Genomic DNA, 24,106 nt, shown 5'->3' on the forward strand with positions numbered 1-24,106 from the left:
TTCAGTTGGGGGAACACAGCGGTGGCGCCACGGTTTCACATCATCCGTGGCGCCACCACTGCACTTACGGCTAGATCAGCTGTTGACTTCGATCTTGTACAGGTCAACCTTCGTGAAGATGTCGACCGTGACGTTCTTGACCTTCTCGGAGTGGCCGTAGACGTTCTGGCCGAACCGCAGCGGGATGACCGGCATGTCCTTGGCGAGGATGTCCTCGGCCGCCTGCCACTTGGTGATGGCCTCGTCGGTCGTCTTCGCCGCCGAGCCCTCCTTCACCAGGTTGTCGAACGCCGGGTTGCTGTAACCGTAGTAGTTGGAGGAACCACCGGTCGCGTACAGCGGGCCGAGGTAGTTCTCCATCAGCGGGTAGTCCATGACCCAGCCGAGGCGGATGAGGCCGACCGGCTCCTTCTTCTCGACCTTGGTGAGCAGGTCGGCGAACTTGGGCTCGCCCACGCCGGTGCACTCGACACCCAGGGACTTGTTGATCTGGTTGCACATGGCGTCGACCCAGGCCTTGTGGCCACCGTCGGCGTTGTACGTGACCTGGATCTTCTTCGGGCCCTTGGCGGCGTCGTACAGGGTCTTGGCCGCGGCGGCGTCGTACTTGCAGTTGTCACCACAGGTGTTCTCGCGGTAACCGGCAACCGCCGGGGACACGAAGCCGGTGGCCGGCGTCTGCGAACCGAGGAAGATCTGGTCGGTGATCTCCTGGCGGTTGATCGCCATCGAGATCGCGCGCCGGACGTCGACGTTCTTGAACTCTTCCTGGAACGTCGGGAAGCCGACGAACTGGAACGACGAGCTCGGGCTCTTCTGGAAGCGGTCACCCAGGTCGCCCGGGGCGGCGGCGAGGCTCTCGATCGGGATCGAGGTCTGCACGTCGACGTTGCCCGCGGTGAGGTCCGCGTACTCGGCCTTCTGGTCCTGGTAGATCTTGAACGTGACGGCGTCGACCTTCGGGACGTTGCCCTTGAAGCCGTCGACCTTCTCGGTCACGATCTGCGAGTCGTGCTCCCAGACACCCTTCATCTTGAAGGGACCGTTACCGATGATCGCGTCCTCGAACCCGTCGGCGATGACGCCGGGGGCGGAGAAGGCGGCCTTCGGCAGCGGCAGGAAAGCGGTGTAGCCCATGACGGACTCCCAGCCGGCGAAGGGCGCCGACAGGGTGACCGTGAAGGTGGAGTCGTCAACCTTCTTGAGGCCGGTCAGCGTCTTGGCCTTCGGCTCGGGGGCCTTCTTCGGGCCCTCCTCGCCGTCCGGGTCCACCGACTGCAGGTCGGCGTAGCCCTCGATGCGCTCGTAGAAGTAGGACGCGCCCTGGGCGTTGGGCCCGTACGCACCGTAGTTCCAGGCGTCGATGAAGTTGTCCGAGACAACCGGCTCGCCGTTGCTGAAGGTGAAGCCCGACTTCAGCTTCACGGTCCAGAGCTTGTTGTCGTCGGAGGTGATCGACTCGGCGCCAACCTCGACGGGCTTGCTCTGCTCGTCGAAGTCGACGAGCGGGTAGAACAACGCGGCGAGAACCTGGGCGCCACCGGTCTCCGTCGTGTTCGACGGAATGAGGTGCTGCGGCTCTCCGATACCAACGACGATGCTCTTGGAGGCGGTGTCGGTGTCCTCCGACCCACCCCCTGAACAACCGGCGGCCAACAAGGCGATGGCGGTCGCGCCGACCGCCATCTTCCATGGGCGATTCCCGAGCATGGGAGTTACTCCTTCAAGGGCGCTCACGAGGGGTTGTGTGAGTAGAGGACACCTTCGCACAGAGCCCCTAGGCCCTGGCGGCGCCGTTATCAAGCCGATATTAGCCAGATGCGCCGCCAGAGCGCCTTGAAGATCGTCCTTTCGGTCAGCAAAAGGCTCCTGACCAGGGGTTTCGGAATCGCGGTAGTAGTCCGATAACTTTCTGTAAGGCCGATGTCCGGTTTGCTGCTAGATGGGACAAATCGTCCCTACCGGACGGAGGAGGCGGGTCAGACGAGCCGCCGATCCGCCGCCCACCTGGACAGTTCGTACCTGTTGGACATCTGGAGCTTCCGCAGGACGTTCGACACGTGCGTCTCCACCGTCTTGATCGAGATGAAGAGCTCTTTGGCGATCTCCTTGTACGCGTACCCCCGGGCCAGCAGCCGCAGCACCTCGCGCTCGCGGTTGGTGAGCTGGTCCAGCTCGGGGTCCGCGACCGGCACGTCGGGCCGCGAGGCGAACGCGTCCAGCACGAACCCGGCCAGCCGCGGGCTGAACACGGCGTCACCGTCGGCCACCCGCCGGACCGCGGCGGCCAGCTCGTCCGGCGAGATCGTCTTGGTCACGTAGCCGCGGGCGCCGGCCCGGATCAGGCCGATGACGTCCTCGGCGGCGTCGGAGACCGACAGCGCCAGGAACTTGACCTGGGGATGGCTGCGCCGCATCGCGTCCAGCACCGCCCGGCCACCGCCGTCGGGCATGTGCACGTCCAGCAGCACCACGTCCGGCTGGGTCGCGGCGATCCGGGTGATCGCCTCGGCCACCGTGCTCGCCTCGCCCACCACCTCCACGTACGCGCCCAGCTCGGCGCGCACGCCGGCCCGGAACATCGCGTGGTCGTCGACCAGGAACACGGTCAGCCGCCGGGTCTCCTCGGCTACAGGCTCGGTCATCGTGCTGTCTCCTTTCCGGCGGTGACGCTCTCCCGGGTGACCGGCAGCGTCAGGCGTACCTCGGTGCCGTCGCCGGGGGCGCTGCGGATCTCGGCCTTGCCGCCGTGCCGCCGCATCCGCCCGATGATCGACCCACGGACGCCGTGTCTTGTATCCTCCACCGCCGTCAGGTCGAAGCCCGCACCGCGGTCGCGGACGAACACGCTCAGCTCCTCGGCCTCCACCTCGGCGTAGAGCGACACGGTCTGGACCCCGGCGTGCCGGGCCGCGTTCACCAGGGCCTCCCGGGCGGCGGCGACCAGGGCGGCGACCGAATCGTCACACTGCGTATCGCCGACGACCACGGTCTCCACCGAGATGGCGTACGTGTCCTCGACCTCCGCGGCCGCCTGCTCGAGCGCGGCGGCGAACCGCTCGGTGGGCGACGCGGTCGGTTTGTAGAGCCAGTTGCGCAGGCTGCGCTCCTGGCCCCGGGCCAGCCGCTGGACCTCTTTGATGTCCGTGGAGTTGCGCTGGATCAGCGCCAGGGTGTGCAGCACCTGATCGTGGATCATGGCGGCCACCTCGGCACGTTCCTGCTCGCGGATGCGACCCTCGCGCTCGGAGCGGAGCTGGCTGAAGGTGCGCCAGAGCAGCGGGGCGACCACCACGCCGACCCCGAGCAGGCCGACCAGCGCGAAGATCACGCCGTTGAAGACGGCGCTCAGATTGCCCGCCGGCGCGTACACGGCGAGGATGCCGATCACGCCCACCGCGACCAGGACGCCGCCGCCGATGAAGCGGAACAGGAACGACCGGCGGTCACTCTCCGCAACCACGGCGGCGAGCCACGGCGCCTGCGGGCTGGCCTCGGCCCACTGGCCGCGCCGGGTCGGATCGGACTGGTGCCAGATCACGCCCGCGCCCACCGCGGTGACCGCGATGAGCCAGCCCGCGGTGCCGGCCACGCCGTTGTCGCCGAAGAGCAGGCCCTGCAACAGGATCACGCCGAGGCCGATCGCCCCGAACGGGAGCAGCAGGCCGAGGTCCCGGCGGGTGCGCTCACCGGTGGAGAGCTGTTGCGGCAGCACCGCCCAGAAGACCGCGTAGAGCAGCAGGCCGAGGCCGTTGAAGCCGAGCAGCAGCACGAGGGCGATGCGGACCGCGGTCACCGGGACGCCGAGATGGCGGGCCAGGCCGGACGCGACACCGGCGATCACCCGGTGGTCGCGCGGCCGGTACAGCCGGCGCGATGTCGGTGGTGCGGCGGTGACGGTGATCGCTTCCTCCTCCAGGCTTCCGGCGCGCAGGGGCTGCGGCCTGTTCGATCGTCACACGCGGCGGGGGTCGCGGGCCACGGGGAAACTCCCCCATCCCCGGCACCGCCGGATCTCAGGGTGGCCTCAGGGTCACCGCCTGAGGCGGTTCGGGTGGCCGGAGCACCAGTATCAAAGGCATGACCGACGAAGCTGCCCAGTCCCGCGAAGCTGCCGGGTCGTCGCAGGACGCTCCGGCACCTTCCGCCGTCCCGCCGCCGGCGCCGGCTCCGTCTCCGCCGCCGGCCGATCTGCCTCCGGCCTACGAGCCGCCCGCCGCGGACGCCCCGCCGGTGGCCGACCTGCCGCCCGGCGCCGCTCCTCCGCCCGGCGCCACTCCGCCGCCGCCCCCGGGTGGCACGCCGCCGCCCGGTGCGCAGCCGCCGCCGTGGTTCGGCGCACCGGACAGCGGGCCCACCTTCGTCCGGGAGAAGCTGATCCGCCCCACCCGCGGCCGGTACGTCGCCGGGGTCTCCGGCGCGATCGCCAACGCCACCAACACCGACCCGGTGCTGTGGCGGGTGCTGCTGGCCGTGCTGGGCTTCTTCGGCGGCGTCGGCGTGCTCATCTACCTGGTCGGCTGGCTGCTCATCCCGGCCGAGGGCGACACCGCCTCGCCGATCGAGTCCCTGCTCGGCCGGGGCCGCTCGGCGACGGCCCCGCTGTCCATCGTGCTGCTGGGCGGGGCGGCCGCGCTGACCTTCGCCTTCATCGTCCGCGACGGGTTCCGCGCCACCCTGCTCGCGGCGGCGGTCCTGGTCTGCGGCGGCCTGCTGCTCAAGCGCGGCAGCCGGGCGAACGCCGCCGGCGCGCCGCCGTCCGCCGCACCCGGTGCCGCCGCGGCCGGCGCCTGGTCCGCCGCGGCGGCGGGTCCGGCCCCGTTTCCGCAGGCCACCTACCCCCCGGCCACGGCTCCGGACGCGCCGGACGCGCCCGCCACGACCCCGTTCCCGGCCGCGGCCGCACCGGCCGGCGAACCGGTGACCGCGCCCCTGCCACCGACTCCGCCCAACTACACCCAGGGGGCTTACGTGCCACCCAGCACCGCTTACGCGCCGCCCCGGCCGCCCGAGTTCGGGCCGCCGACCGGTGGCTACCGCCCGCCGTTCGCCCCGCACGGCCCGTGGGCCCAGAGCGGCAACCGGCCGCCCATGCCGCCCATGCCGCCGCGGCCGCCCCGCCCGCCGAAGCCCCGCCGCGAACGCTCCAAGCTCGGCCGGATCACGTTCTTCATGGTCGTGGTGGTCATGGGCCTGCTGGCCATGATCGACGTCTCCGGCGCGGACATCACCGTCTCGGCCTACTTCGCCGCGGCGCTCGCCACGATCGGCCTCGGCCTGGTCGTCGGCGCCTGGTTCGGCCGGGCCCGCGGGCTCATCGCCCTCGCGCTGCTGGCCTGCCTGGGCCTGGGCATCTCGAGCGGGGCCGAGACCTTCGGCGGCGAGCTGGGCAACAGCTCCTACCGGCCGCAGAGCATCGGCGCGGTCGCGGACCGCTACGACTTCACCATCGGCTCGGCCACCCTGGACCTGCGCGCGGTCGACTTCGCCGGCAAGGAACAGGCCACCACCGTGACCATGAAGGTCGGCCAGATCAAGATCCTGCTGCCGGACAACGTCGACGCCACCACGACCGTACGGATGGACGGCGGCCGGGCCCGGATCTTCGGCCGCGAGTGGGAGGGTCAGGACCTCGGCTCGCAGGAGGTCACGGACCTGGGACCGGACGGCGCCGGCGGCGGCTCGCTGCGGCTGACCGTCGAACTGAACACCGGTGACCTGGAGGTGACCCGATGAGGCCGCACCGTACCGACGGCATCTCGCTGAGTTTCGGGCTGGTCTTCCTGCTCGTCGCGATCTGGTGGGCGATCGCGCAGGTGGTGACCGTGCACCTGCCCGCCGCGGGCTGGCTGGTGGCCGGCGGGCTGATCCTGTTCGGCGCGATCGGGCTGCTCGGGGCGATCCGCTCCGGCCGGCGCACCGAGGTGCCGGCCCCGGTGCAGGCCGAGGCGCAGGTGGAGACCCCCGGTGACCTGCCGCCGGAGATGCACGCCGACATCGTGCGCGAGCTGCTGGACAACCCGGCGGACCGGGTCGACCTGCACCCGGCGTACCTGAAGCACCCGGTCTCGAGCCCGCCGGCCGCCGCACCGGCCGCACCGGCCTCGGCGCCGCCGGCGCCGAAGCCCGAGGAGACCGACGAGCCGACCGCCGAGGTGACCCGGGTGGATCTCGGCGCCGACGGGGATCCGGACGGCGCGCCGCAGCGCAGCTGAGCAACCACTGCCGGTCGCGGGCCACACCAACGGGTGAGGCCCGCGACCGGCGCAATATGCTCTTCAAGCAGAGGAAATCCCACAGCGCGAGGAGCCCGCACCGCCATGACGCCGTTTCCCGCCGTGTCCACCGCACCCGTGACCGGCGTCGGGCCGCGCGCCGCGCGCGCCCTCACCGCCGAGTTCGCCCGCCACAACGCCGCCACGACCGCCCTGGTGATCGGCGCCGACCACGCCTCGACCGTGGTGGCCGCCGCCATCGAGGCGCTGCTGCCGGGCGACACCCTGACCCTGGTCGCCGGCGAGCGCAGCACCGCCGAGCTGCTCCGGGACCACATCACCGGCCTGGGCAGCTGGATCGCCGACCGGGTCCGGATCGTCGACTCGCTGGGCGAGGCCGACCCGGCCGACGTGGTCATCCTGGGCGAGCCGCTCACCGGCACCGCCGAGGAGGCCCGGGCGCTGCTGGAGGGCCTGAGCAAATACCTCGCCGAGGGCGCTGTCGTCGCCGTGGCGACCCCGGCGGTGCCCGGCCGCACCGGTGGCGCCGCCGCCGAGCTTTTCCGGCAGAGCGCCCTCTACGGGGTCGGCACCGACCTGGTGACCCGCAACCAGCCGCCGCTGCGCGTGCACAAGCTGCGCTTCAGCCAGGCGGACACCGCGGTGGCCGCGACGCTGGCGCCGGCGTACCGGCCGTCGAGCGTGCCGGTCACCCGGGGCATGCACATCGACTCCAACGGCGTCGCCGCCGCCGGCATCGCGCTCGGGCTGGCCGGGCTCGCCCGCACGCTCCGGCCGAAGTCGAAGTTGTGGCTGCTCCCGGCCCTGGCGGCGGCCCCGGTCGCGGCGTTCTTCCGGGACCCGGAGCGCGACGTGCCGACCGAGGCGAACGCCGTCGTGGCGGCCAGCGACGGCCGGGTGCTGTCGGTGGAGCGGCTCACCGACGAGCGGCTGGGCGCCGGTGAGTTCCTGCGCGTCGCGGTGTTCCTGTCGGTGCTGGACGTGCACGTCAACCGCGTGCCGGTGGCCGGCCGGGTGACGGACTACTTCGTCATCGACGGCGGCTACGCCAACGCCATGACCGCGGCGGCCGAACACAACGTGGCGGCGTACACGGTGCTGGACACCGACCACGGCACCGTAGTGGTGGCCCAGCGCACCGGCCTGATCGCCCGCCGGATCGTGCAGCGTACCCCGGTCGGCACCCTGGTGGCGCGCGGCGAGCGGATGGGCCTGATCCGGTTCGGCTCGCGCACCGACGTCTACCTGCCGGCGGACCGGGCCGAGGCGGTCGTCGCGGTCGGCGACAAGGTCATCGGCGCGAGCTCGGTCATCGCCCGCTGGAAGTAGCACCGACGCGAAAGGGCCGGCCCTCGCGGGCCGGCCCTTTTCCGTCTTACGGGGTCAGACGCGCTTGGCGCGCATCCACATCACCGGTCCGCTGACCAGGTACGCGCCCACGAGCAGCACGAAGGTCAGCCGGGGGTCGACGAACGCGCCCACGATCGGCAGCAGCCAGAGCCACGGCGGGAGCTTCACCAGCCGGGCCAGCTTCGCGTACGGGAAGCTGGACACCATCGCGAACGCCAGCAGCGCCACGCCGCCCAGCACCGCGATGCCCGGCAGCGGCAGCCCGATGAGCACGGTCAGCGCCAGCACCGCCGCGGCCATGGTCGTCGGCACGCCGGAGAAGAACTTGCCGTCCTTGGGCGAGACGTTGAACCGGGCCAGCCGGATCGCGGCGCAGCCGGCCACCAGGATGCAGGCGACCGCGGCGACCGCCGTCGGCACGGTGTGCGCGAGCGCGGCGTAGACCACCACGGGCGCGGCCAGGCCGAACGAGCACATGTCGGCCAGCGAGTCCATCTGCGCGCCGAACGGGCTGGAGACGCCCAGCTTGCGGGCCAGCGCCCCGTCGAGCCCGTCGAAGCCGACGCAGGCCACCAGGCAGGCGGCCGCGATCCGGACGTCGCCCTGCATGGCCAGGAAGATCGCCATCAGGCCCAGCCCGAGGCTGGCCAGGGTGCACGCGTTGACCAGCGCGAAGCTGACCCGGCGGCGCATGGTGTGCGCGCCGGGCAGCAGGGAGGCGGAGTCCGCCTCGACCACGAAGGGCGGGGCCAGGACCGCGGGGCCGTGGCTGCCGGACGTGGCGACCGTGCGGCCGCGGCCGAACGGGGACGGTACGAGCTCCGTGCCGGTGTAGATCACCTCGGCCCGGGTGGCGGTGGCAGCTCGCCCGGCATCGCCGGACCTGCGCCCCACGCGCACCAACAGGGCCTGCCGGGCGAGCGTTCCGCCACGGCGCAGCCGGCCTGCCCAACGACGTCCGGCGGGACGGGGACTATCCGTCGTGCGACGCCGGCGCCAAGGGGTTCTCGGCACGTGCTCCTCCAACTGGGGTCGGGTGCCCGCCGGCATGAGCCGTCACGGGGTGCTGCCCTTCGCCCGTACGTCTACGGACAGTCATTTGGGCGGGTTACACAATCGCATAGCCGGGCGGTCTTGGCGATAGACCTCGCAGACCTCATCGACCATCGTGTGCAACGACGTCCTCTGGAGTTTTCATCCTCCTGTGGGCGAGGAAGGCGCGTTCACTGCCTGGCCCTGTGACGAGTCTAACCGAGCCGTTCCAGGGCGATCATCGGTGCGCCGTTTCCGCGGTCAGCCGGAGCACCGCATCCCGGGTCACCTCCGTCAGCGGTAAATTACCCACCGTGGCGGCATCGAACCAGCCCGCCTCGATCGTCGAGCCGCCGGCCTCCAGGACCACCGGGGCGCTCGGCTCGTCGACCTGCACCCGGAAGAGCACCCGGACGGCGTGCCAGTCGACCGGCACCCCCTCCGGGCCGCGCGCGGCCGGGTCGTGCCGGTGCGAGGTGCCCAGCAGCCCGGTCACCCGTCCGAGTTGCCCGGTCTCCTCCAGGATCTCCCGGGCCAGCGCCACCTCCGGCAGCTCGCCGTGGTCGGTGCCGCCGCCGGGCAGGTGCCAGAGGCCCGCACCCGGGTAACCCTCCGCGATCCGGCTCAGCAGGATCCGCCCGGCCGGGTCGGTGACCAGGCCGTAGGCGCCGAAGCGCTGCCCGCGACCCGGCGTGGGTGCGACCCTTTCGGCCGGATCATCCGGTACGTCCGAAGGCGTCCCGTCCCGCCCGAGCACCACCGCGGTGAACGGCATCAGCGGCAGGCCGGCCGGGTCCACCCAGTCCACCAGTTCCGTGGTGCCCTCGGCCTCGTTGCGCAGGCTGCCGCCGTCCGGCCGCACGTCGTAGATGATCCGATCGGTGTGCTCCCACGTATCCGTTCCCGGCAGCCGGAACACGTCCGCGGTAACCGAACGGAGGCCCGTCACGCTCACCGTCAGTCCGGTCTCCTCGGCGAACTCCCGGACCACCGTGTCGTCCGGGTGTTCACCCTGCTCGACGCCCCCGCCCGGCAGCGTCCACAGGCCGGGGAACGTCGACAGGCGTGAGTTGCGGGCGAGCAGGACCCGGCCGGCGTCGTCCCGGCACAGGCCGTACGCGCCGATTCGTCTGACCTTCACGCCCCTCAGGCTAGCCGCGCCGCCCGTAGCGCCTCGGCTGTCACCTCGGTCAGCCGGTCGGCCGGCAGCTGGGCGACCTCCTTGAGAGCCATCCAGCAGGCCTCGGAGGTGGAGCCGCCGACGTCCCCGACGATCACGTCGGTGGGCGCGTCGACGACGACCCGGTAGAACGCGCGCACGCCGTGCCAGTCGATCGGGTAACCCTCGGGGCCCAGCGAGGCCGCGTCGCGGTGGCTGGCCACGCCGAGCAGCGCCACCAGCCGCCCCTGCTGGCCGGTCTCCTCGACGAGCTCCCGGATCAGCGCGGTGCCGGGCTGTTCGCCGTAGTCCGTGCCGCCGCCGGGCAGGTGCCAGCAGCCGGCGCCGGGGTAACCCGGGGCGATCCGGGTGAGCAGCAGCCGGTCGTCCGGGTCGGTGGCGATCGCGTACGCGGCGAAGCGCTGCGCGCGGTGCAGCCCGTCCGGGCCGGCCACGGCGTAGAACGACGGGAAGTCCGGCACCTCCTCGGGCCGCAGGTCGGCCGAGGCGGCGGACAGGCCCAGGGCGGCGGCCGTGAAGGGCCGCAGGCGCAGCTTCTCGGCCTCTTCCAGGGTGTGCCAGCGGGCCAGGTCGGTGGGCTGGCCCACCCGGTCGCAGAGGTTGCCGCCGCGGATCGTCACCTCGTACACCAGGCGGTCGGTGTGGATCGTGACGCCGCGGTGCGGCAGCGACCGCATGTCGGCGAGCACGTCGCGCAGGCCGGCGACGGCGACGGAGAGGCCCGTCTCCGCGGCGGTCTCCCGGACCACGGTGTGGTTCGGGTCCTCCCCGTGGTCGACGGCACCGCCGGGCAGGGACCACACACCCGGGGTGCCGGACCGGGTCGAGGCACGAACGAGAAGGACGCGACCTTGGGGATCGGTCGCGACGGCATATGCCGCAATCCTGCGCAGCGGCTCAAGTGCGGGGGTCACGGGCGGCATCTTGCCCGGTTTATGTTACCTGCACGCGACGACTGTCGGATTCCTGACAGGACGATAGCCCACAGTAATCGCTGTTCAGGGCGGTTCTCCGCACCGAGTGCACGCGGGCAGTAACACACAGCAAAGCCCGCGAATCACCCATCCGGGCGAGCCGAATCAGGGTCGGAATCGGGGCTCTCACCGAGGCGGCCGGGTGGGTCCGCGGCCCATCCTTGGCATATGAACACACCGACCGTTGCTCCGTACAAGCAGCTCCGGCGCCCGCTCGACGACCGCATCGTGGCGGGCGTGTGCAGCGGGATCGGCCGCTACCTCGCCGTCGACCCGGTGCTGATCCGGGTCGGGTTCGTCGTGCTCGCCGCCCTCACCTGGGGCGCGGCGGTGCTCGCGTACCCGATCGCCTGGTTCCTGATGCCCGAGGAGCCCGCACCGACCGAGCCGGTGTGGCGCGACCCGGCCGACCCCACCTGGGGTCAGCCCCCGCCGCCGCCGGCCGGCTGACCGGCCCTACTCCCACTCGATGGTGCCCGGGGGCTTGCTCGTCACGTCGAGGACCACCCGGTTGACCTCGGGCACCTCGTTGGTGACCCGGGTGGAGATCTTGGCGATGAGGTCGTACGGCAGGCGCGACCAGTCCGCCGTCATGGCGTCCTCGCTGGAGACCGGCCGCAGCACGACCGGGTGCCCGTAGGTGCGGCCGTCGCCCTGCACGCCCACGCTGCGCACGTCGGCCAGCAGCACCACCGGGAACTGCCACACGTCGCGGTCCAGGCCGGCCGCGGTCAGCTCCTCGCGGGCGATCAGGTCGGCCGCGCGCAGCACGTCGAGCCGCTGCCGGTCGACCGCGCCGATGATCCGGATCGCCAGGCCCGGGCCCGGGAACGGGTGCCGCTGCACCATCTCCTCGGGCAGGCCCAGCTCGGCGCCGAGCGCCCGCACCTCGTCCTTGAACAGCGTGCGCAGCGGCTCGATCAGCGCGAACTGCAGGTCGTCCGGCAGGCCGCCGACGTTGTGGTGGGACTTGATGTTGGCCGTGCCGGTGCCGCCGCCGGACTCCACCACGTCCGGGTAGAGCGTGCCCTGGACCAGGAACTCGATGTGCCGCTCGGCGTCGAGCTCGCGGGCCGCCGCCTCGAAGGTCCGGATGAACTCGCGGCCGATGATCTTCCGCTTCTGCTCCGGGTCGGTGACCCCGGCCAGGTGCCCGAGGAACTGGTCGGCGGCGTCGACCACCTTGAGCCGGATGCCGGTCGCCGCCACGTAGTCCTTCTCGACCTGCTCGGCCTCGCCGGCGCGCAGCAGGCCGTGGTCGACGAAAATGCAGGTGAGCTGGTCGCCGATCGCCTTGTGCACGAGCGCCGCGGCGACCGCCGAGTCGACGCCGCCGCTCAGCCCGCAGATGACCTGCTTGTCGCCGACCTGGGCGCGGATCGCGGCCACCTGGTCGTCGATGATGTTGGACGAGGTCCAGGTCGGCTCGAGCCCGGCGATGTCGTACAGGAAGCGCTGGAGCATCTCCTGGCCCTGCTGGGTGTGCGCCACCTCGGGGTGGAACTGCACCCCGGCCCGCCGGGTGACCAGATCCTCGAACGCGGCCACCGGGGCGCCCAGCGAGGAGGCGGTGACCGCGAAGCCCGCCGGGGCCTCGGTCACCGAGTCGCCGTGCGACATCCAGACCGGCAGGTCCGCGGGGAGCTCCCGGAGCAGGGTGCCGGCCTCGGCGACCGGGGACAGCAGGGTGCGGCCGTACTCCCGGGAACCGGTGTGCGCGACGGTGCCGCCCAGCGCCTGGGCCATCGCCTGGAAGCCGTAGCAGATGCCGAAGACCGGGACCTCGTTGTCGAACATCGCCGGGTCCAGCGACGGGGCGCCGGGCTCGTACACACTGGACGGTCCGCCGGACAGGATGATCGCCGCCGGGTCCTTGGCGAGCATCTCCGCGACCGGCATCGAGTGCGGCACGATCTCCGAGTAGACCCGGGCCTCGCGGACCCGGCGGGCGATCAGCTGGGCGTACTGGGCACCGAAGTCGACGACGAGAACCGGGCGGGGTGTGCTCATGAGGCGCGAGTTTACCGGCGTCAGCGGTACCACTTCCGGGCCGGGGCGTACCGCACGTTGCCGGCCTTGTCGTAGGCGCGTACCTGCACGGTCATGACGGCGCCGTGCTTCCAGGTCTGCACCGCGAACCTGCGGGTGCTGCCGACGTACCGCTGGGTCACCTTGCCGTCCACCAGCAGCTCGAGCCGGGTCACGCCGTGGGTGTCGGCGGCCGTGGCGGCGACGTACCGGGTCTTGCGGACGTGCCGGGTGCCGCTGGCCGGGCCGGTGATGCGGATCGCGGGGCCCCAGTTGTCGAGCATGACCTGGCGGGTGGCGCTGATCACGTTGCCGCCCCGGTCGTACGTCCGCAGCCCGAGCGTCACCGACCCGCCCCGGCCCGACGTCTTCCAGGCGAACCCGTAGGGCGCCACCCGGTCCGTACCGACCACCACGCCGTCGGCGAGCAGCAGCACCTTGGCGACACCGATGTCGTCGGTGGCCGACGCCGAGACGGCGACCGTGCCCCGCACCAGCGCGTTGCCGCTGGGCGCCAGGAACGAGGTGGCCGGCGACACGTGGTCGTCGGTGACCGGCAGCGAGGCCAGCGCGGCCGCGGCATTGACCCGGCCGGCCGACGTCGGCACCCAGCTGCCGGAGATCTTGTCGGCCGAGCTGGTCAGCGCCGTGCGCATGGTCGCGGCGGTCGGCGTCGGGGTGGTCGAGGCGAGCAGCGCGGCGATGCCGGCGACCACCGGGGTGGCCGAGGACGTGCCGCAGAACTGGCCGACGACGCCGTTGCGGGCCTGCGCCGGGTTGCAGCCGGGCGCGGCGATGTCGACCCAGCTGCTGCCGTAGTTGGACCACGAGTAGCGGCTGTCGGAGGTCGTCGAGGCGCCCACCGCCAGCACGGCCGGGATGGCAGCCGGGAAGTGCGGCACCGCGCTGCCCTCGTTGCCCGCGGCGGCGATCACCAGCGCGCCCTTGCCGGTCGCGTAGGCCACCGCGTCGCGCAGCAACCGGCTGTCGGAGTCGCCGCCCAGCGAGAGGTTGACGATGTCCGCGCCCCGGTCGGCCGACCAGCGGATGCCCGCCGCGATGTCGCTGTACGACCCGGAGCCCTGGGCGTCGAGCACCTTGACCGGCAGGATCTGGCAGGTCCAGCAGATGCCGGCGATCCCGGTGCCGTTGTCGCCACGGGCCGCGATCACGCCCGCGGTCATGGTGCCGTGGCCCTGGTCGTCGGTGGCGTTGCTGTCCTTGTTGACGAAGTCGCGGCCGGGCAGCACCCGGCCGGCGAGGTCGGGCAGCACCTTCACGCCGGTGTCGACCACGGCGACGATGATCGCGCCGGAGCCCCGGGTGGTCTCCCAGGCGGTGTCGACGCCGGCCTTCTTGATGCCCCACTGGGCGGCGAAGGCCGGGTCGTCCGGGGTAACCGTGGCGGCCCGGGCGATCCCGTCGCGCTCCACGTAGGCCACGGCCGGATCGGCGCGCAGCACATCGGTGGCCTCGGCGACCTGGTCGGCCGGCACATCGACGGTGACCGCGCCGGCGAGCGGCTCGCTGTCCATCACGTCGACGCTGCGCTCCAGGGTGGCGACCACGTCGGTGGCGGCGCGCAGGCCCACGACCAGCGAGACCGCCGGCTGGTCCGCCCGCTGGTCCGCCGGCTGGTCCGCCGGCGCCGCGCCGGCCGGGCAGCCGCCCGCCAGCGTGATGCCACCCACCAGGACACCGACAGTCAGCGCACGCAGATTCATGTCACCACGGTCGGTGCCGCGACGGTGAAACGCCGGACCGGATCAGGTGCGATCGGGTAGCAGGAAGCCCCCGCCGCGAGCGCGGCGAGGGCTTCCGAACGGACGGGTCAGCGCGTGTAGGTGCGCGCCGTGTCGTACTTGACGTTGCCGGCGTTGTCGATCGCCCGGATCTGCACCTTCATCGTCTTCGGATACTTCGAGGCCGTGAAGGAGAAGGCGTACGGCGAGGTGGCGTCCTTCTGGATGACCTTGCCCTGGATCAGCAGCTCGACCCGGCGCACCCCGTACTTGTCGGAGGCGGTCGCCGTGATCTTGACGGTGCCCTTGACCTTCGCCTTGTTCTTCGGCCCGCTGGCGATCTTCACCGTGGGCAGGGTGTTGTCGGCGATGATCGAGCGGTCGAAGTCGGTCCGGTTGCCGGCCTTGTCAAAGACCCGCACCTGCAGGTTGACCGTGCCGTTGCGCCCCGCGCTGTTGTACTTCAGCGAGTACGGCGCGGTGTAGTCCTGCGCCTTGTAGACACCGTCGGCGTACAGGTAGACGTTGCGGATGCCGGACGCGTTGTCCTTGATCCCGGTCGGGGTGACCGTGATCGTGCCGTGGTTGCGGCTGCCGGAGCCCGGCGAGGACACGCCCGTGATGGTCGGCGGGGTGACGTCGGTGTCGATCGTCAGGGCCTTCGCCGCGTCGAGCATGCCGTACTTGGACCAGCCGTCGGACGCGATCGGGCGGGCCGACGAGAGCAGCGCGCGCTGCATCGACCAGCCGGTGTACGACGGGTGCGCCGTCTTGATCAGACCGGCCGCACCGGCGACCATCGGCGCCGCGAACGAGGTGCCCTCCTGGTCGGTGTGGTAGACGCCGGCCGGGTCCATGGCGGTGATGACGCCGGGGGCGGCCATGTCCACCCAGGTGTCGCCGGCCTTGTTGAAGCTGGAGAAGTCGGCGCGCTCGTCGGAGCCCTTGGCGGTGGCGCCCACGGCGAGCACGTCGGTCAGCGCCGCCGGGTACATCTTGGTGTTCTTGGCCGAGGTCAGGCCCGCGTTTCCGGCGGCGACGACGACCAGCACGCCCTTGCGGTTCGCGTACGCGACGGCCTCGGAGAGGGTCTTGCTGTACGCGGTGCCGCCGAGCGACATGTTGATGATGCTGGCGCCCTTGTCGGCGGCGTAGATGACACCCTTGGCGACGTTGCTGTCGTAGCCGCTGCCGTTCTTGTCCAGCACCTTCACCGGCAGGATCACGCAGGACCAGCAGCCGCCCGCCATCCCGGCGTTGTTGTTGCCGCGGGCCGCGATGATCGAGGCGACCCGGGTGCCGTGGCCGAAGTCGTCGGCGGTGTTGCTGCTGTTGCCGACGTAGTTCCAGCCACCGATCACCGCGCCGCTCAGGTCGCGGGCCGCGGTCACGCCGGTGTCGAGCACGGCGATCTTGATGGCGCCCCCGGTGCCGGACTCCCACGCCGCGGGCAGCCGGACCTGGTCCAGCTCACCCTGGTGGCCGTCGGTGTACATCGGGTCGTTCGGGCTCACCTCGGAGGCCTTGCGCACGTGGTCCACCTCGACGTACGCCACCGAGGGGTCGCTGCGCAGCGCCGCGATGACCTTCTCGCTGCGGGCCTGGGAGACCTCGAGGGTCTGCGCGCGCAGCGTGGCCATCGCCTGCTGCGCCGGGCCGGCGGTGTCGAGCGCCCGGACACCCATGGACGAGACGGTGCGCAGCGGCGCCGTCGTGTCGGCACCGGACTTGGTGCTGACGATCAGCCGGACCGGAGCGTCGGCAGGGGTCTCACCCGCGAGCGCCCACGTCGATACTCCCGCCATCGTCGCTACTACCGCAGCTGACAGCGCACCGACGGTCACCCGCCGTGTGACGTGCTTCATCTAGGCCGTGCCTCCCCGTGTCCGACCGCCGCCTCGGCAATCGCGGCGGTCAGCGTACGGCCGATCTTCCATATTTCCATGCCCCGTTCCATCACGCGAGATCATCGGGGCGTTGAGCTGGTGGTGACCGTCCCCTACTGTTCCAGCATGCGGACTAACAGGCTGCTCTGGGCAGCGGCGGGGGTCGTCGTGGTGCTGCTGCTGGCCGGGGGCGTCGTCCTGGCGCTGCGCGGCGGATCCGACGAGCCCCCACCGGCGGCCGAGCCCGGCGCGGTGCCCTCGGCGCTGCCCACCTCCGCGAGCCCGGCCCCGTCCCCCGGCGCCGACATCACCGGCCCGCTCGACCTGCTGATCCTCGGGGTCGACACCCGGGTGTCCATCCCGGACTGGCAGCCGCACTCCGACGCCATCATGCTGCTGCACGTCGACGCCGGCCTGGAACGCGGCTACCTCTACTCGCTGCCCCGGGACCTGCGGGTGGACGTGCCGGCGTTCGCCAAGAACGGCTACGGCGGCGGCCGGCACAAGCTCACCGAGGCGATGAGCGACGGCGCCAAGGTCCGGGGCACCGACAAGCCGAACGTGGCGCAGGGCTACGAACTGCTCGCCCGGACCATCTCGAAGTACACCGGCATCAAGGAGTTCGACGCCGGCGCGGTGCTCACCTTCAACGGCCTGAGCAAGCTGACCGACGCGCTCGGCGGGGTCACCCTCAAGATCGATCAGAAGGTCGTCTCCCAGCACCGCCGCCCCGACGGCACGGCCCGCACGCTGCGCTCGGGCGGCGGCGGATACGTCGGCCCGCAGGCCACCTACCTGCCCGGCACCCGCGAGCTGGTCGGCTGGCAGGCGATCGACTACGCCCGGCAGCGGTACACGGCCGGCGGCGACTACACCCGCCAGCGGCACCAGCGCCAGCTCGTCAAGGCGCTGCTGACCAAGGCCGAGGACGCCGGTCTCGCGACCGACCAGGCCAAACTGCAGTCGGTGCTGACGGCGCTGGGCGACACCCTGGTCTTCAGCGGGGAGCGCACCCCGATCGAGTACGCGTACGCGCTGCGCAACCTCGCCCCCGGCAAGCTGACCATGGTCGGCCTGCCCGGCGGTGCCGTCTACAGCGGCGGCGGCTACATCGGCGAGCAGCTCAACGCGACCGGTCGCGGCTTCCTGCGCGCGGTGGCGAACGGCGACCCGGCGGCGTACCTGGCCAAGCATCCCGAACTCGTGCACAAATAGGACGGTCAGGGCAGCGGCGGCTTCTCCGTGCCGAAGAGCCACGCCTCGAAGAAGTCACCCAGATCCTTGCCGGCGGCCCGTTCCGCGGCGGCGACGAAGTCCTCGGTCCGGACGTTGCCGTCGCGGTGCTCGGCCGGCCACGACTTGAGCAGGGCGAAGAACGCGGGATCACCGATCGTGCGGCGCAGGGCGTGCACCGTCATGGCGCCGCGCTGGTAGACGGCGTCGCCGAAGAGCCGCTGCGGGCCGGGGTCGCCGGTCGGCACCGACCAGTTGAATCCCGAGTAGACCCGGTCGAAGGACTGCTGGGCGGTCCGGTCACCCTCGTGCTCCTGCCAGAGCCATTCCGCGTACGTGGCGAAGCCCTCGTTGAGCCAGATGTCCTGCCAGCGGGCGAGGGCGACGCTGTCCCCGTACCACTGGTGCGCGAGCTCGTGGGCGACCACCGTGACGTTCGGCGGGCCGATGAAGAAGGTGCTGCCGTACACGGGCCGCGACTGGGTCTCCAGCGCATAGCTGACCCGGTCGTCATCCAGCACCACCCCGCCGGACGAGTCGAACGGATACGGCCCGAACTGGGTCACCAGGAAATCCTGAACCTCACCGGTGCGCTCCAGCGACTTGGCGGCCGGCCCGTCGGCGGGAAGCGAGTCCGGAACAGCGATGATCATCGGCTTGCCGTCGTGCGTGCCGGTCCGCACCCGGTACTGCCCGATCGCCACAAACGCGAGATAACTGGCCAGCGGCTTGCTCTCGGCCCACCGCCAGGTGGTCTTCCCGGCGTCGGTGACCCGCTCACCCGGCACGCCGTTGCTGAGCACCTCAAGCCCGTCCGGCACGGTCATCGAAAGCGCGAAGGTGGCCTTGTCGGAAGGATGGTCGTTGACCGGGAACCAGGTGCTGGCGGACTCGGGCTGCCCGAGGGCAAAAGCGCCGTCCTCGGTCCGCAGCCACCCGCCGACACCCAGCGTCTCGTTGTCGAGCGCCTGCGGCTTGCCGCCGTAGTCGACAACAACGGTGAAGGCCCGCCCCTTGACGATCCCGGCCGCCGGGGTGACCACCAGCTCATCCCCGTCGGCCGTGCTGGTGGCGGCCTGCCCGTCAACCGTCACCTTGCTCGCGACAAGATGCGCAAGGTCCAGATTGAACGCCGACAGATCCTGGGTGGCGGTGGCCGTGATGGTCGCAGTCCCCGCAAGCCGCCCGGAGGCCGGCGCATAGGTCAGCTTGAGGTCATAACCCCCGACGTCATACCCACCATTGCCATACGTCGGAAAATACGGATCACCCGCTCCCCCGGCCCCCGGAGCAAAACTTGGCGGCGCAACCGAAACCGAGGGCGCCGGCGCCGGATCCCCATCCCCGGTACACCCCGCCGAAACCAGCACCATCACCACGGCACCGGCGGCACCCACCCTGCGCATACGCCCTCTGTGCATCACGGCACCGACGTTACGTCCCCGACGCGAAAGCCCCCCGAAGCCGCGCACCAAAGAAACCCCCAAGACGACCCACCCACCAACCGTCGACCTGAGCATCCCGGCGCCCCGCAGACCCACCGCAGCGCGAGGCATGGCCGGGCAGCGGTGACAGAGCGGACGTCGGCCGACGCGACGCAGCGCGCCCCAGCGCCACAAGAATGGCCGTGCAACGAGACACAGGCCTACGGCAAGGCAGCAAGGGCGCCCCGAGCCCACCCTGCAACCACCCCGCGTTCGGCGGGAGCGACGGTCAGCACCATGCAACCAGGCACGACAGGAATTGGATTTTGATCCTCAGCGGTCGAGGACCAACGACACCTTCTGGAATTCCTTGACGTCGTGATAGCCACACTTGGCCATCGCGCGCCGCAGCCCGCCGAAGAGGTTCAGCTGGCCGTCCGGGCGCTGGGCCGGGCCGTAGAGCAGCTCCTCGAGAGAGCCGTCCGGCTCGCCGGCGATGCAGAAGCCGCCGCGGGGCAGTTTCGGGTGGCTTGCCGCCGAGTGCCACCAGGCGCCGCCGGCCGGGGCGCCCTCGGCCAAGGACAGCGGCTCGCCCAGCATGACCGCGTCCGCGCCGCAGCCGATTGCCTTGGCGATGTCGCCGGAGGTCTGGATGCCGCCGTCCGCGATCAGGTGCACGTAGCGGCCGCCGGTTTCGTCCAGGTAGTCGCGGCGGGCGGCGGCCGCGTCGGCGATCGCGCTTGCCATCGGTACGCGGATGCCGAGCACCGTGTCCGTTGTGGACCACTCGTCGGCGCCGATGCCGACGATCACGCCGGCCGCGCCGGTGCGCATCAGGTGCAGGGCGGTCTTGTAGTCCGTGCAGCCGCCGACGATCACCGGGAGGTCCAGGTCGGCGATGAACTCCTTGAGGTTGAGCGGCTCGTCCGTGGTGGACACGTGCTCGGCGGAGACCAGCGTGCCCTGGATGACCAGCAGGTCGACGCCCGCGTCGAGGATCACCGGGGCCAGCGCGAGGGTGTGCTGCGGTGACACCCGGACGGCGACCGTGACGCCGCCCTCGCGGATGGTGCGGACGCGCTCGGCGATCAGCTCCGGCCGGATCGGCTCCGAGTAGACCTCCTGCAGGCGCTTGGTCGCGTCCGCCTCCTCGTCGAGCCCGGCGAGCTCCTCGAGGATCTTCGTCGGGTCCTCGTAGCGGGTCCACAGGCCTTCGGCGTTGAGCACGCCCAGGCCGCCGAGGCGGCCCAGGGCGATCGCCGAGTGCGGGCTCATCGTGGCGTCCGACGGATGCGCGACGCAGGGGATCTTGAACGGGTACGCGTCGACCTTCCACTCGGTGGACACGTCGTCCACGTCGCGGGTGCGCCGGCTCGGGACGATCGCGATGTCGTCCAGGTGGTACCCGCGCTGGGCGGTCTTGCCGAGACCGATTTCCACCACGTCACGCATGTCGGATCATCCTTCTAACGGGAGTGGTAGTTGGGAGCCTCGACGGTCATCTGGATGTCGTGCGGGTGGCTCTCCTTGAGACCCGCAGCGGTAATCCTGATGAGCTGGCCCTTGTCCTGCAAGTCCGGGATCGTCTCGGCTCCGACATAACCCATCGCCGCGCGCAGCCCGCCGATCAGCTGGTGGGCCACCCGGGAGAGCGGACCCCGGTACGGCACCTGGCCCTCGACGCCTTCCGGCACCAGCTTGTCCTCGGTGACGTCCTGCTGGAAGTAGCGGTCCTTCGAGTACGACTTCGCCTGGCCACGGGACTGCATGGCGCCCAGCGAGCCCATCCCGCGGTAGGTCTTGAACTGCTTGCCGTTGATGAAGATCAGGTCGCCGGGGCTCTCCTCGGAACCGGCCAGCAGCCCGCCGAGCATCACGGTGTCGGCGCCGGCCACGATCGCCTTGGCGATGTCGCCCGAATACTGGATGCCGCCGTCGGCGATGACCGGAACCCCCGCCGGGCGGCAGGCCCGCGAGGCCTCCATCACCGCGGTGATCTGCGGCACGCCGACACCCGCGACGATCCGGGTGGTGCAGATCGCGCCGGGGCCCACGCCCACCTTGACCGCGTCGGCGCCGGCCTCGACCAGGGCCTTGGCTCCCGCGTACGTCGCGATGTTGCCGCCCACGATGTCCGTGCTGGTGTCCTTCTTGAGCCGCGCGACCATCTCCAGCACCGCACGCTGGTGACCGTGCGCGGTGTCCACAATGACCACGTCGACGCCCGCGTCGATCAGGAGCCGGGCCCGCTTGTAGGCGTCGTCGCCGACACCGACCGCGGCGGCGACCCGGAGCCGGCCCTGCGGGTCCTTGGCGGCGTTCGGATACTGCTCGCTCTTGGTGAAGTCCTTGACCGTGATCAGCCCGCGCAGCCGGCCGGAGTCGTCGACCAGCGGCAGCTTCTCGACCTTGTGCCGCTGCAGCAGCGCCAGCGCCTCGTCCTTGCTGACGCCGACCGGCGCGGAGATCAGCGGCATCTTCGTCATGACCTCACGCACCTTGACGCTGTGGTCGGTGACGAAGCGCATGTCACGGTTGGTGACGATGCCGACCAGTACGCCCTCGGCGTCGACGACCGGCAGGCCGGAGATGCGGTAGCGGCCGCAGAGCGCGTCGACCTCACGCAGGGTGTCGTCGGGGCTGCAGGTGACCGGGTTGGTGATCATCCCGGACTCGGACCGCTTGACGAGGTCGACCTGGGAAGCCTGATCCTCGAGCGAGAGGTTGCGGTGCAGCACACCGATGCCGCCCTGACGGGCCATCGCGATCGCCATCCGCGCCTCGGTGACCGTGTCCATGGCGCTGGAGAGCAGCGGGATGGACAGCTCGACGTTGCGGGTCATCCGGGTGATGGTGTTGACGCGGCTCGGCACGACGTCCGATTCGCCCGGCTGCAGGAGCACGTCGTCGAAGGTGAGACCCAACGGAACCGTGCGGGCGGACTCGTTATCCACAGATCATCCCTAGCGAAGAGGCGGAGTGTTTCATCCTACCCATCCAGCTAGGGGCATCTGTCGGGCGGACAGCGCGTGCGGGCCAGCACACAGTGCCCCGACATGGGTACGGTAGACATCGTGCAAGAAGAGCCGATCGACCCGTTCAACGGCGACCCCGCCGACCCGGCCGCCGGACTCGACGACCTCTCGGAGGACGCCGAGACCGACCCGCTGACCGAGGCCGAGCGGCAGGACGTTCTTGAGGACCTCTCCGACCTGGAGATCTACCAGGCGCTGCTGAGTCCGACGGGGATCCGTGGCCTGGTGATCGAGTGTGAGGACTGCCACGAACCGCACTACTTCGACTGGGATCTGCTGCGGGGAAACCTGCGCCATCTGCTGAGCAACGGGCGGCCCCGGGTGCACGAGCCGGCCTACGACCCGGACCCGGACCACTACGTGACGTGGGAATACGCGCGCGGGTATGCGGACGGTGTGCACGACACCCTCACCGAGGGCACCGACGACGAGCAGAGCTGAACGAGTCCGCCCTCAAGCTGTTGGTTCCGATAGATGTCTGGTGCCGGGCTCGGTCGGCTGAAGTTCGCAGGGTGGGTTGGCGTGGCCGGTGGGCGGCTGGCCGTGTTTGTCGCCCTTCGCGTATCACGCACACCGCGGCATGACCCGCACCACGCCTCACGCGCACCGCACGATCATCTGTACCGCAGCCGGAAGCACCGCCTGCTCCGCGGGCACAACGCACGTCCGGTGCCTCACTGGCGTCACGCGCACGTGCGTCAGGCTCCGGTGACTCACCACGCGCACTGCGGTCAGCGCACGCAGCGCACGCACCAACGCGGAGCGCACAAGTCGCATGCACCCGCGCTGGCGCCGCACGCGGCGCATGCGTCACATGAACCCCGCAGGCACCACGCGCAACGCACGCACCACGTAGCGCATGCGCCTCATACACACCCGCCCGCACCACGCGCACCACGCGCACCACGCGCACCACGCGCACCACGCGCACCACGCGCACCACGCGCACCACGCGCGGATTGTGCCGTTTCGTTGTCGGTTCCGGTCAGGCGACCAGGCCGGCGCGGAAGCCGGCGGCTACCGCGTGCGCTCGGTCGCGGGCGCCCAGTTTGCGGAAGAGGCGGCGGGCGTGGGTCTTGACCGTGTCTTCCGAGACGAAGAGTTCGCGGCCGATCTCCGCGTTGCTCTTGCCGTCGGCCATGCCTCGCAGGACCTGCAGTTCGCGCTCGGTGAGCGTGAGCCGCCGGCCCGTGGCGCCGTCGGTTCGGCCGGTGTCGTTGCCCGGCCAGACCATCGGGCGCCCGGTCGCCGGGTCGATGTCCGACCCGTCGCCGCGCTGGGCCGGGACCATCGGTGAGTTCGGCAGCATCGCCGGCATGCCGGCCGCGTTCGGCGTGCCGGCCATGGCCAGCCCGTCGCGGTGCAGGCCGCGGGCCGTTGCCGAGTTGTTGTTGCGCCCGGCGCCACCGACCGTTGCCGGTTGGGCGTTCGCGCCGTTGATCGGCATGCCCTGCGGCCGCACCGGCAGCAGCAGGAGCAGCAACGCCTTGGCGACGACACTGACCAGATCATGCTCGACGCCGCGGATGACTCCACGGGCGCCGGCGGCGACGGCGGCAGCGGCGACCCGGGGGTCTTCGGCGCCGAAGAGGACGACCTGTGCCTGTGGGGCACGGGCGAGGACGCGGCGGGTGAAACCGACGCTGTCGGGACGGGTCACGGCGGTGTCAGCCAGGACAACCTCGGCCGGCCTTTCAGCCAGTCGGATCATGGCCTCGGTCTCGCTGACCGCCGTCCGCACGACCCCGGTCATGCCGAGCCGGGCCGCGGTAGAGGCGACGGTCTGGGCCGCAAGTGGGGTTCGGACGCACACGAGGACGGTACGCACAGTGATCCTCCTTCTCTCTCAGAGGAGATCACGCAACGGCCGCAGCATTACGCGCTTTAGATGGAAAAAATAGGAAACATCGGCACAGCTTGTGGCACCGATGGGATACGGCTGACGAAGACATCGACGAGTCGTGTGTGATCGGGCTTGCCCCTGGG

At 71.2% G+C, this 24,106-nt stretch carries 19 protein-coding genes; 6 read left to right on the forward strand and 13 right to left on the reverse strand.

The genetic code is table 11. The annotated features are described in order from the left end of the window. Positions 1-75: 75 nt before the first annotated feature. The 3 genes from ACIBQZ_RS34780 to ACIBQZ_RS34790 form a co-directional block, all read right to left on the reverse strand. Positions 76-1,710, reverse strand: a complete 1,635-nt coding sequence (locus ACIBQZ_RS34780; protein ID WP_396093089.1) for an ABC transporter substrate-binding protein — start codon at positions 1,708-1,710, stop codon at positions 76-78. 269 nt (positions 1,711-1,979) lie between these two features. Beyond that, positions 1,980-2,645: a response regulator gene (locus ACIBQZ_RS34785; RefSeq protein ID WP_396093090.1), complete on the reverse strand. Its 666-nt coding sequence runs from the start codon at positions 2,643-2,645 to the stop codon at positions 1,980-1,982. Next, positions 2,642-3,904, reverse strand: coding sequence for a PspC domain-containing protein (locus ACIBQZ_RS34790; protein ID WP_396093117.1), 1,263 nt, complete (start codon positions 3,902-3,904; stop codon positions 2,642-2,644). Before ACIBQZ_RS34790 ends, ACIBQZ_RS34785 begins: the two co-directional genes overlap by 4 nt. Before the next feature lie 176 nt (positions 3,905-4,080). Here ACIBQZ_RS34790 and ACIBQZ_RS34795 point away from each other — a divergent pair, with 176 nt between their 5' ends. The 3 genes from ACIBQZ_RS34795 (at position 4,081) to ACIBQZ_RS34805 (ending at position 7,565) form a co-directional block, all read left to right on the forward strand. Further along, a complete protein-coding gene (locus ACIBQZ_RS34795) occupies positions 4,081-5,736 on the forward strand; it encodes a PspC domain-containing protein (protein ID WP_396093091.1) in 1,656 nt (551 codons plus the stop codon). After that, positions 5,733-6,215, forward strand: coding sequence for a phage holin family protein (locus ACIBQZ_RS34800; protein ID WP_396093093.1), 483 nt, complete (start codon positions 5,733-5,735; stop codon positions 6,213-6,215). The genes ACIBQZ_RS34795 and ACIBQZ_RS34800 overlap by 4 nt, the downstream gene beginning before the upstream one ends. A 105-nt stretch (positions 6,216-6,320) precedes the next feature. Next, positions 6,321-7,565, forward strand: coding sequence for a phosphatidylserine decarboxylase (locus tag ACIBQZ_RS34805; RefSeq protein WP_396093094.1), 1,245 nt, complete (start codon positions 6,321-6,323; stop codon positions 7,563-7,565). A gap of 54 nt (positions 7,566-7,619) precedes the next feature. Here the strand turns inward: ACIBQZ_RS34805 and ACIBQZ_RS34810 are convergent, their stop codons facing one another. The 3 genes from ACIBQZ_RS34810 to ACIBQZ_RS34820 all read right to left on the reverse strand — a co-directional run bounded on the left by ACIBQZ_RS34810 (position 7,620) and on the right by ACIBQZ_RS34820 (position 10,712). Further along, positions 7,620-8,600 carry a CDP-alcohol phosphatidyltransferase family protein gene (locus ACIBQZ_RS34810; protein ID WP_396093095.1) on the reverse strand — a complete coding sequence of 327 codons (981 nt, stop codon included), beginning with the start codon at positions 8,598-8,600 and terminating at the stop codon, positions 7,620-7,622. Between the two features lie 256 nt (positions 8,601-8,856). Further along, a complete protein-coding gene (locus tag ACIBQZ_RS34815; protein WP_396093096.1) occupies positions 8,857-9,759 on the reverse strand; it encodes an NUDIX domain-containing protein in 903 nt (300 codons plus the stop codon). Between the two features lie 5 nt (positions 9,760-9,764). Beyond that, entirely contained in the window at positions 9,765-10,712 is a 948-nt protein-coding gene (locus tag ACIBQZ_RS34820; protein ID WP_396093097.1) for an NUDIX hydrolase, read from the reverse strand. 228 nt (positions 10,713-10,940) lie between these two features. Between ACIBQZ_RS34820 and ACIBQZ_RS34825 the strand changes: the two genes are divergently transcribed. After that, positions 10,941-11,222: a PspC domain-containing protein gene (locus ACIBQZ_RS34825; RefSeq protein ID WP_396093098.1), complete on the forward strand. Its 282-nt coding sequence runs from the start codon at positions 10,941-10,943 to the stop codon at positions 11,220-11,222. A 6-nt stretch (positions 11,223-11,228) separates the two neighbouring features. Here the strand turns inward: ACIBQZ_RS34825 and guaA are convergent, their stop codons facing one another. The 3 genes from guaA to ACIBQZ_RS34840 all read right to left on the reverse strand — a co-directional run bounded on the left by guaA (position 11,229) and on the right by ACIBQZ_RS34840 (position 16,407). After that, positions 11,229-12,782 carry a glutamine-hydrolyzing GMP synthase gene (guaA, locus tag ACIBQZ_RS34830; RefSeq protein ID WP_396093099.1) on the reverse strand — a complete coding sequence of 518 codons (1,554 nt, stop codon included), beginning with the start codon at positions 12,780-12,782 and terminating at the stop codon, positions 11,229-11,231. 20 nt (positions 12,783-12,802) lie between these two features. Further along, a complete protein-coding gene (locus ACIBQZ_RS34835; protein WP_396093100.1) occupies positions 12,803-14,524 on the reverse strand; it encodes a S8 family serine peptidase in 1,722 nt (573 codons plus the stop codon). Positions 14,525-14,631: 107 nt separating this feature from the next. Beyond that, positions 14,632-16,407, reverse strand: coding sequence for a S8 family serine peptidase (locus ACIBQZ_RS34840; protein WP_396093101.1), 1,776 nt, complete (start codon positions 16,405-16,407; stop codon positions 14,632-14,634). Positions 16,408-16,554: 147 nt separating this feature from the next. On the opposite strand from ACIBQZ_RS34840, the gene ACIBQZ_RS34845 reads away from it, so the two are divergent. Beyond that, positions 16,555-17,643, forward strand: a complete 1,089-nt coding sequence (locus ACIBQZ_RS34845) for an LCP family protein (protein ID WP_396093102.1) — start codon at positions 16,555-16,557, stop codon at positions 17,641-17,643. A 5-nt stretch (positions 17,644-17,648) separates the two neighbouring features. On the opposite strand, the gene ACIBQZ_RS34850 is transcribed toward ACIBQZ_RS34845, so the two are convergent. The 3 genes from ACIBQZ_RS34850 to guaB all read right to left on the reverse strand — a co-directional run bounded on the left by ACIBQZ_RS34850 (position 17,649) and on the right by guaB (position 22,039). After that, entirely contained in the window at positions 17,649-19,067 is a 1,419-nt protein-coding gene (locus tag ACIBQZ_RS34850; RefSeq protein WP_396093103.1) for a M1 family aminopeptidase, read from the reverse strand. Between the two features lie 351 nt (positions 19,068-19,418). Continuing rightward, entirely contained in the window at positions 19,419-20,537 is a 1,119-nt protein-coding gene (locus ACIBQZ_RS34855) for a GuaB3 family IMP dehydrogenase-related protein (RefSeq protein ID WP_396093104.1), read from the reverse strand. Positions 20,538-20,551: 14 nt separating this feature from the next. Then, positions 20,552-22,039: an IMP dehydrogenase gene (gene guaB / locus ACIBQZ_RS34860; RefSeq protein WP_396093105.1), complete on the reverse strand. Its 1,488-nt coding sequence runs from the start codon at positions 22,037-22,039 to the stop codon at positions 20,552-20,554. Positions 22,040-22,159: 120 nt separating this feature from the next. Here guaB and ACIBQZ_RS34865 point away from each other — a divergent pair, with 120 nt between their 5' ends. Then, positions 22,160-22,561, forward strand: coding sequence for a DUF5319 domain-containing protein (locus tag ACIBQZ_RS34865; protein WP_396093119.1), 402 nt, complete (start codon positions 22,160-22,162; stop codon positions 22,559-22,561). Between the two features lie 544 nt (positions 22,562-23,105). On the opposite strand, the gene ACIBQZ_RS34870 is transcribed toward ACIBQZ_RS34865, so the two are convergent. Then, entirely contained in the window at positions 23,106-23,948 is an 843-nt protein-coding gene (locus ACIBQZ_RS34870; RefSeq protein ID WP_396093106.1) for a response regulator transcription factor, read from the reverse strand. Positions 23,949-24,106: the final 158 nt, after the last annotated feature.

The organism is Actinoplanes sp. NPDC049599, from assembly GCF_044465625.1.
In the GTDB taxonomy this organism is placed as follows: Bacteria; Actinomycetota; Actinomycetes; order Mycobacteriales; family Micromonosporaceae; genus Actinoplanes.

Coding starts and splice junctions, on each gene's coding strand:
- ACIBQZ_RS34835 (WP_396093100.1), bottom strand. CDS start 14,524: ATGAATCTGCGTGCGCTGACTGTCGGTGTCCTGGTGGGTGGCATCACG.
- ACIBQZ_RS34825 (WP_396093098.1), top strand. CDS start 10,941: ATGAACACACCGACCGTTGCTCCGTACAAGCAGCTCCGGCGCCCGCTC.
- ACIBQZ_RS34800 (WP_396093093.1), top strand. CDS start 5,733: ATGAGGCCGCACCGTACCGACGGCATCTCGCTGAGTTTCGGGCTGGTC.
- ACIBQZ_RS34845 (WP_396093102.1), top strand. CDS start 16,555: ATGCGGACTAACAGGCTGCTCTGGGCAGCGGCGGGGGTCGTCGTGGTG.
- ACIBQZ_RS34785 (WP_396093090.1), bottom strand. CDS start 2,645: ATGACCGAGCCTGTAGCCGAGGAGACCCGGCGGCTGACCGTGTTCCTG.
- guaA (WP_396093099.1), bottom strand. CDS start 12,782: ATGAGCACACCCCGCCCGGTTCTCGTCGTCGACTTCGGTGCCCAGTAC.
- ACIBQZ_RS34795 (WP_396093091.1), top strand. CDS start 4,081: ATGACCGACGAAGCTGCCCAGTCCCGCGAAGCTGCCGGGTCGTCGCAG.
- ACIBQZ_RS34850 (WP_396093103.1), bottom strand. CDS start 19,067: ATGCGCAGGGTGGGTGCCGCCGGTGCCGTGGTGATGGTGCTGGTTTCG.
- ACIBQZ_RS34805 (WP_396093094.1), top strand. CDS start 6,321: ATGACGCCGTTTCCCGCCGTGTCCACCGCACCCGTGACCGGCGTCGGG.
- ACIBQZ_RS34855 (WP_396093104.1), bottom strand. CDS start 20,537: ATGCGTGACGTGGTGGAAATCGGTCTCGGCAAGACCGCCCAGCGCGGG.
- ACIBQZ_RS34840 (WP_396093101.1), bottom strand. CDS start 16,407: ATGAAGCACGTCACACGGCGGGTGACCGTCGGTGCGCTGTCAGCTGCG.
- ACIBQZ_RS34780 (WP_396093089.1), bottom strand. CDS start 1,710: ATGCTCGGGAATCGCCCATGGAAGATGGCGGTCGGCGCGACCGCCATC.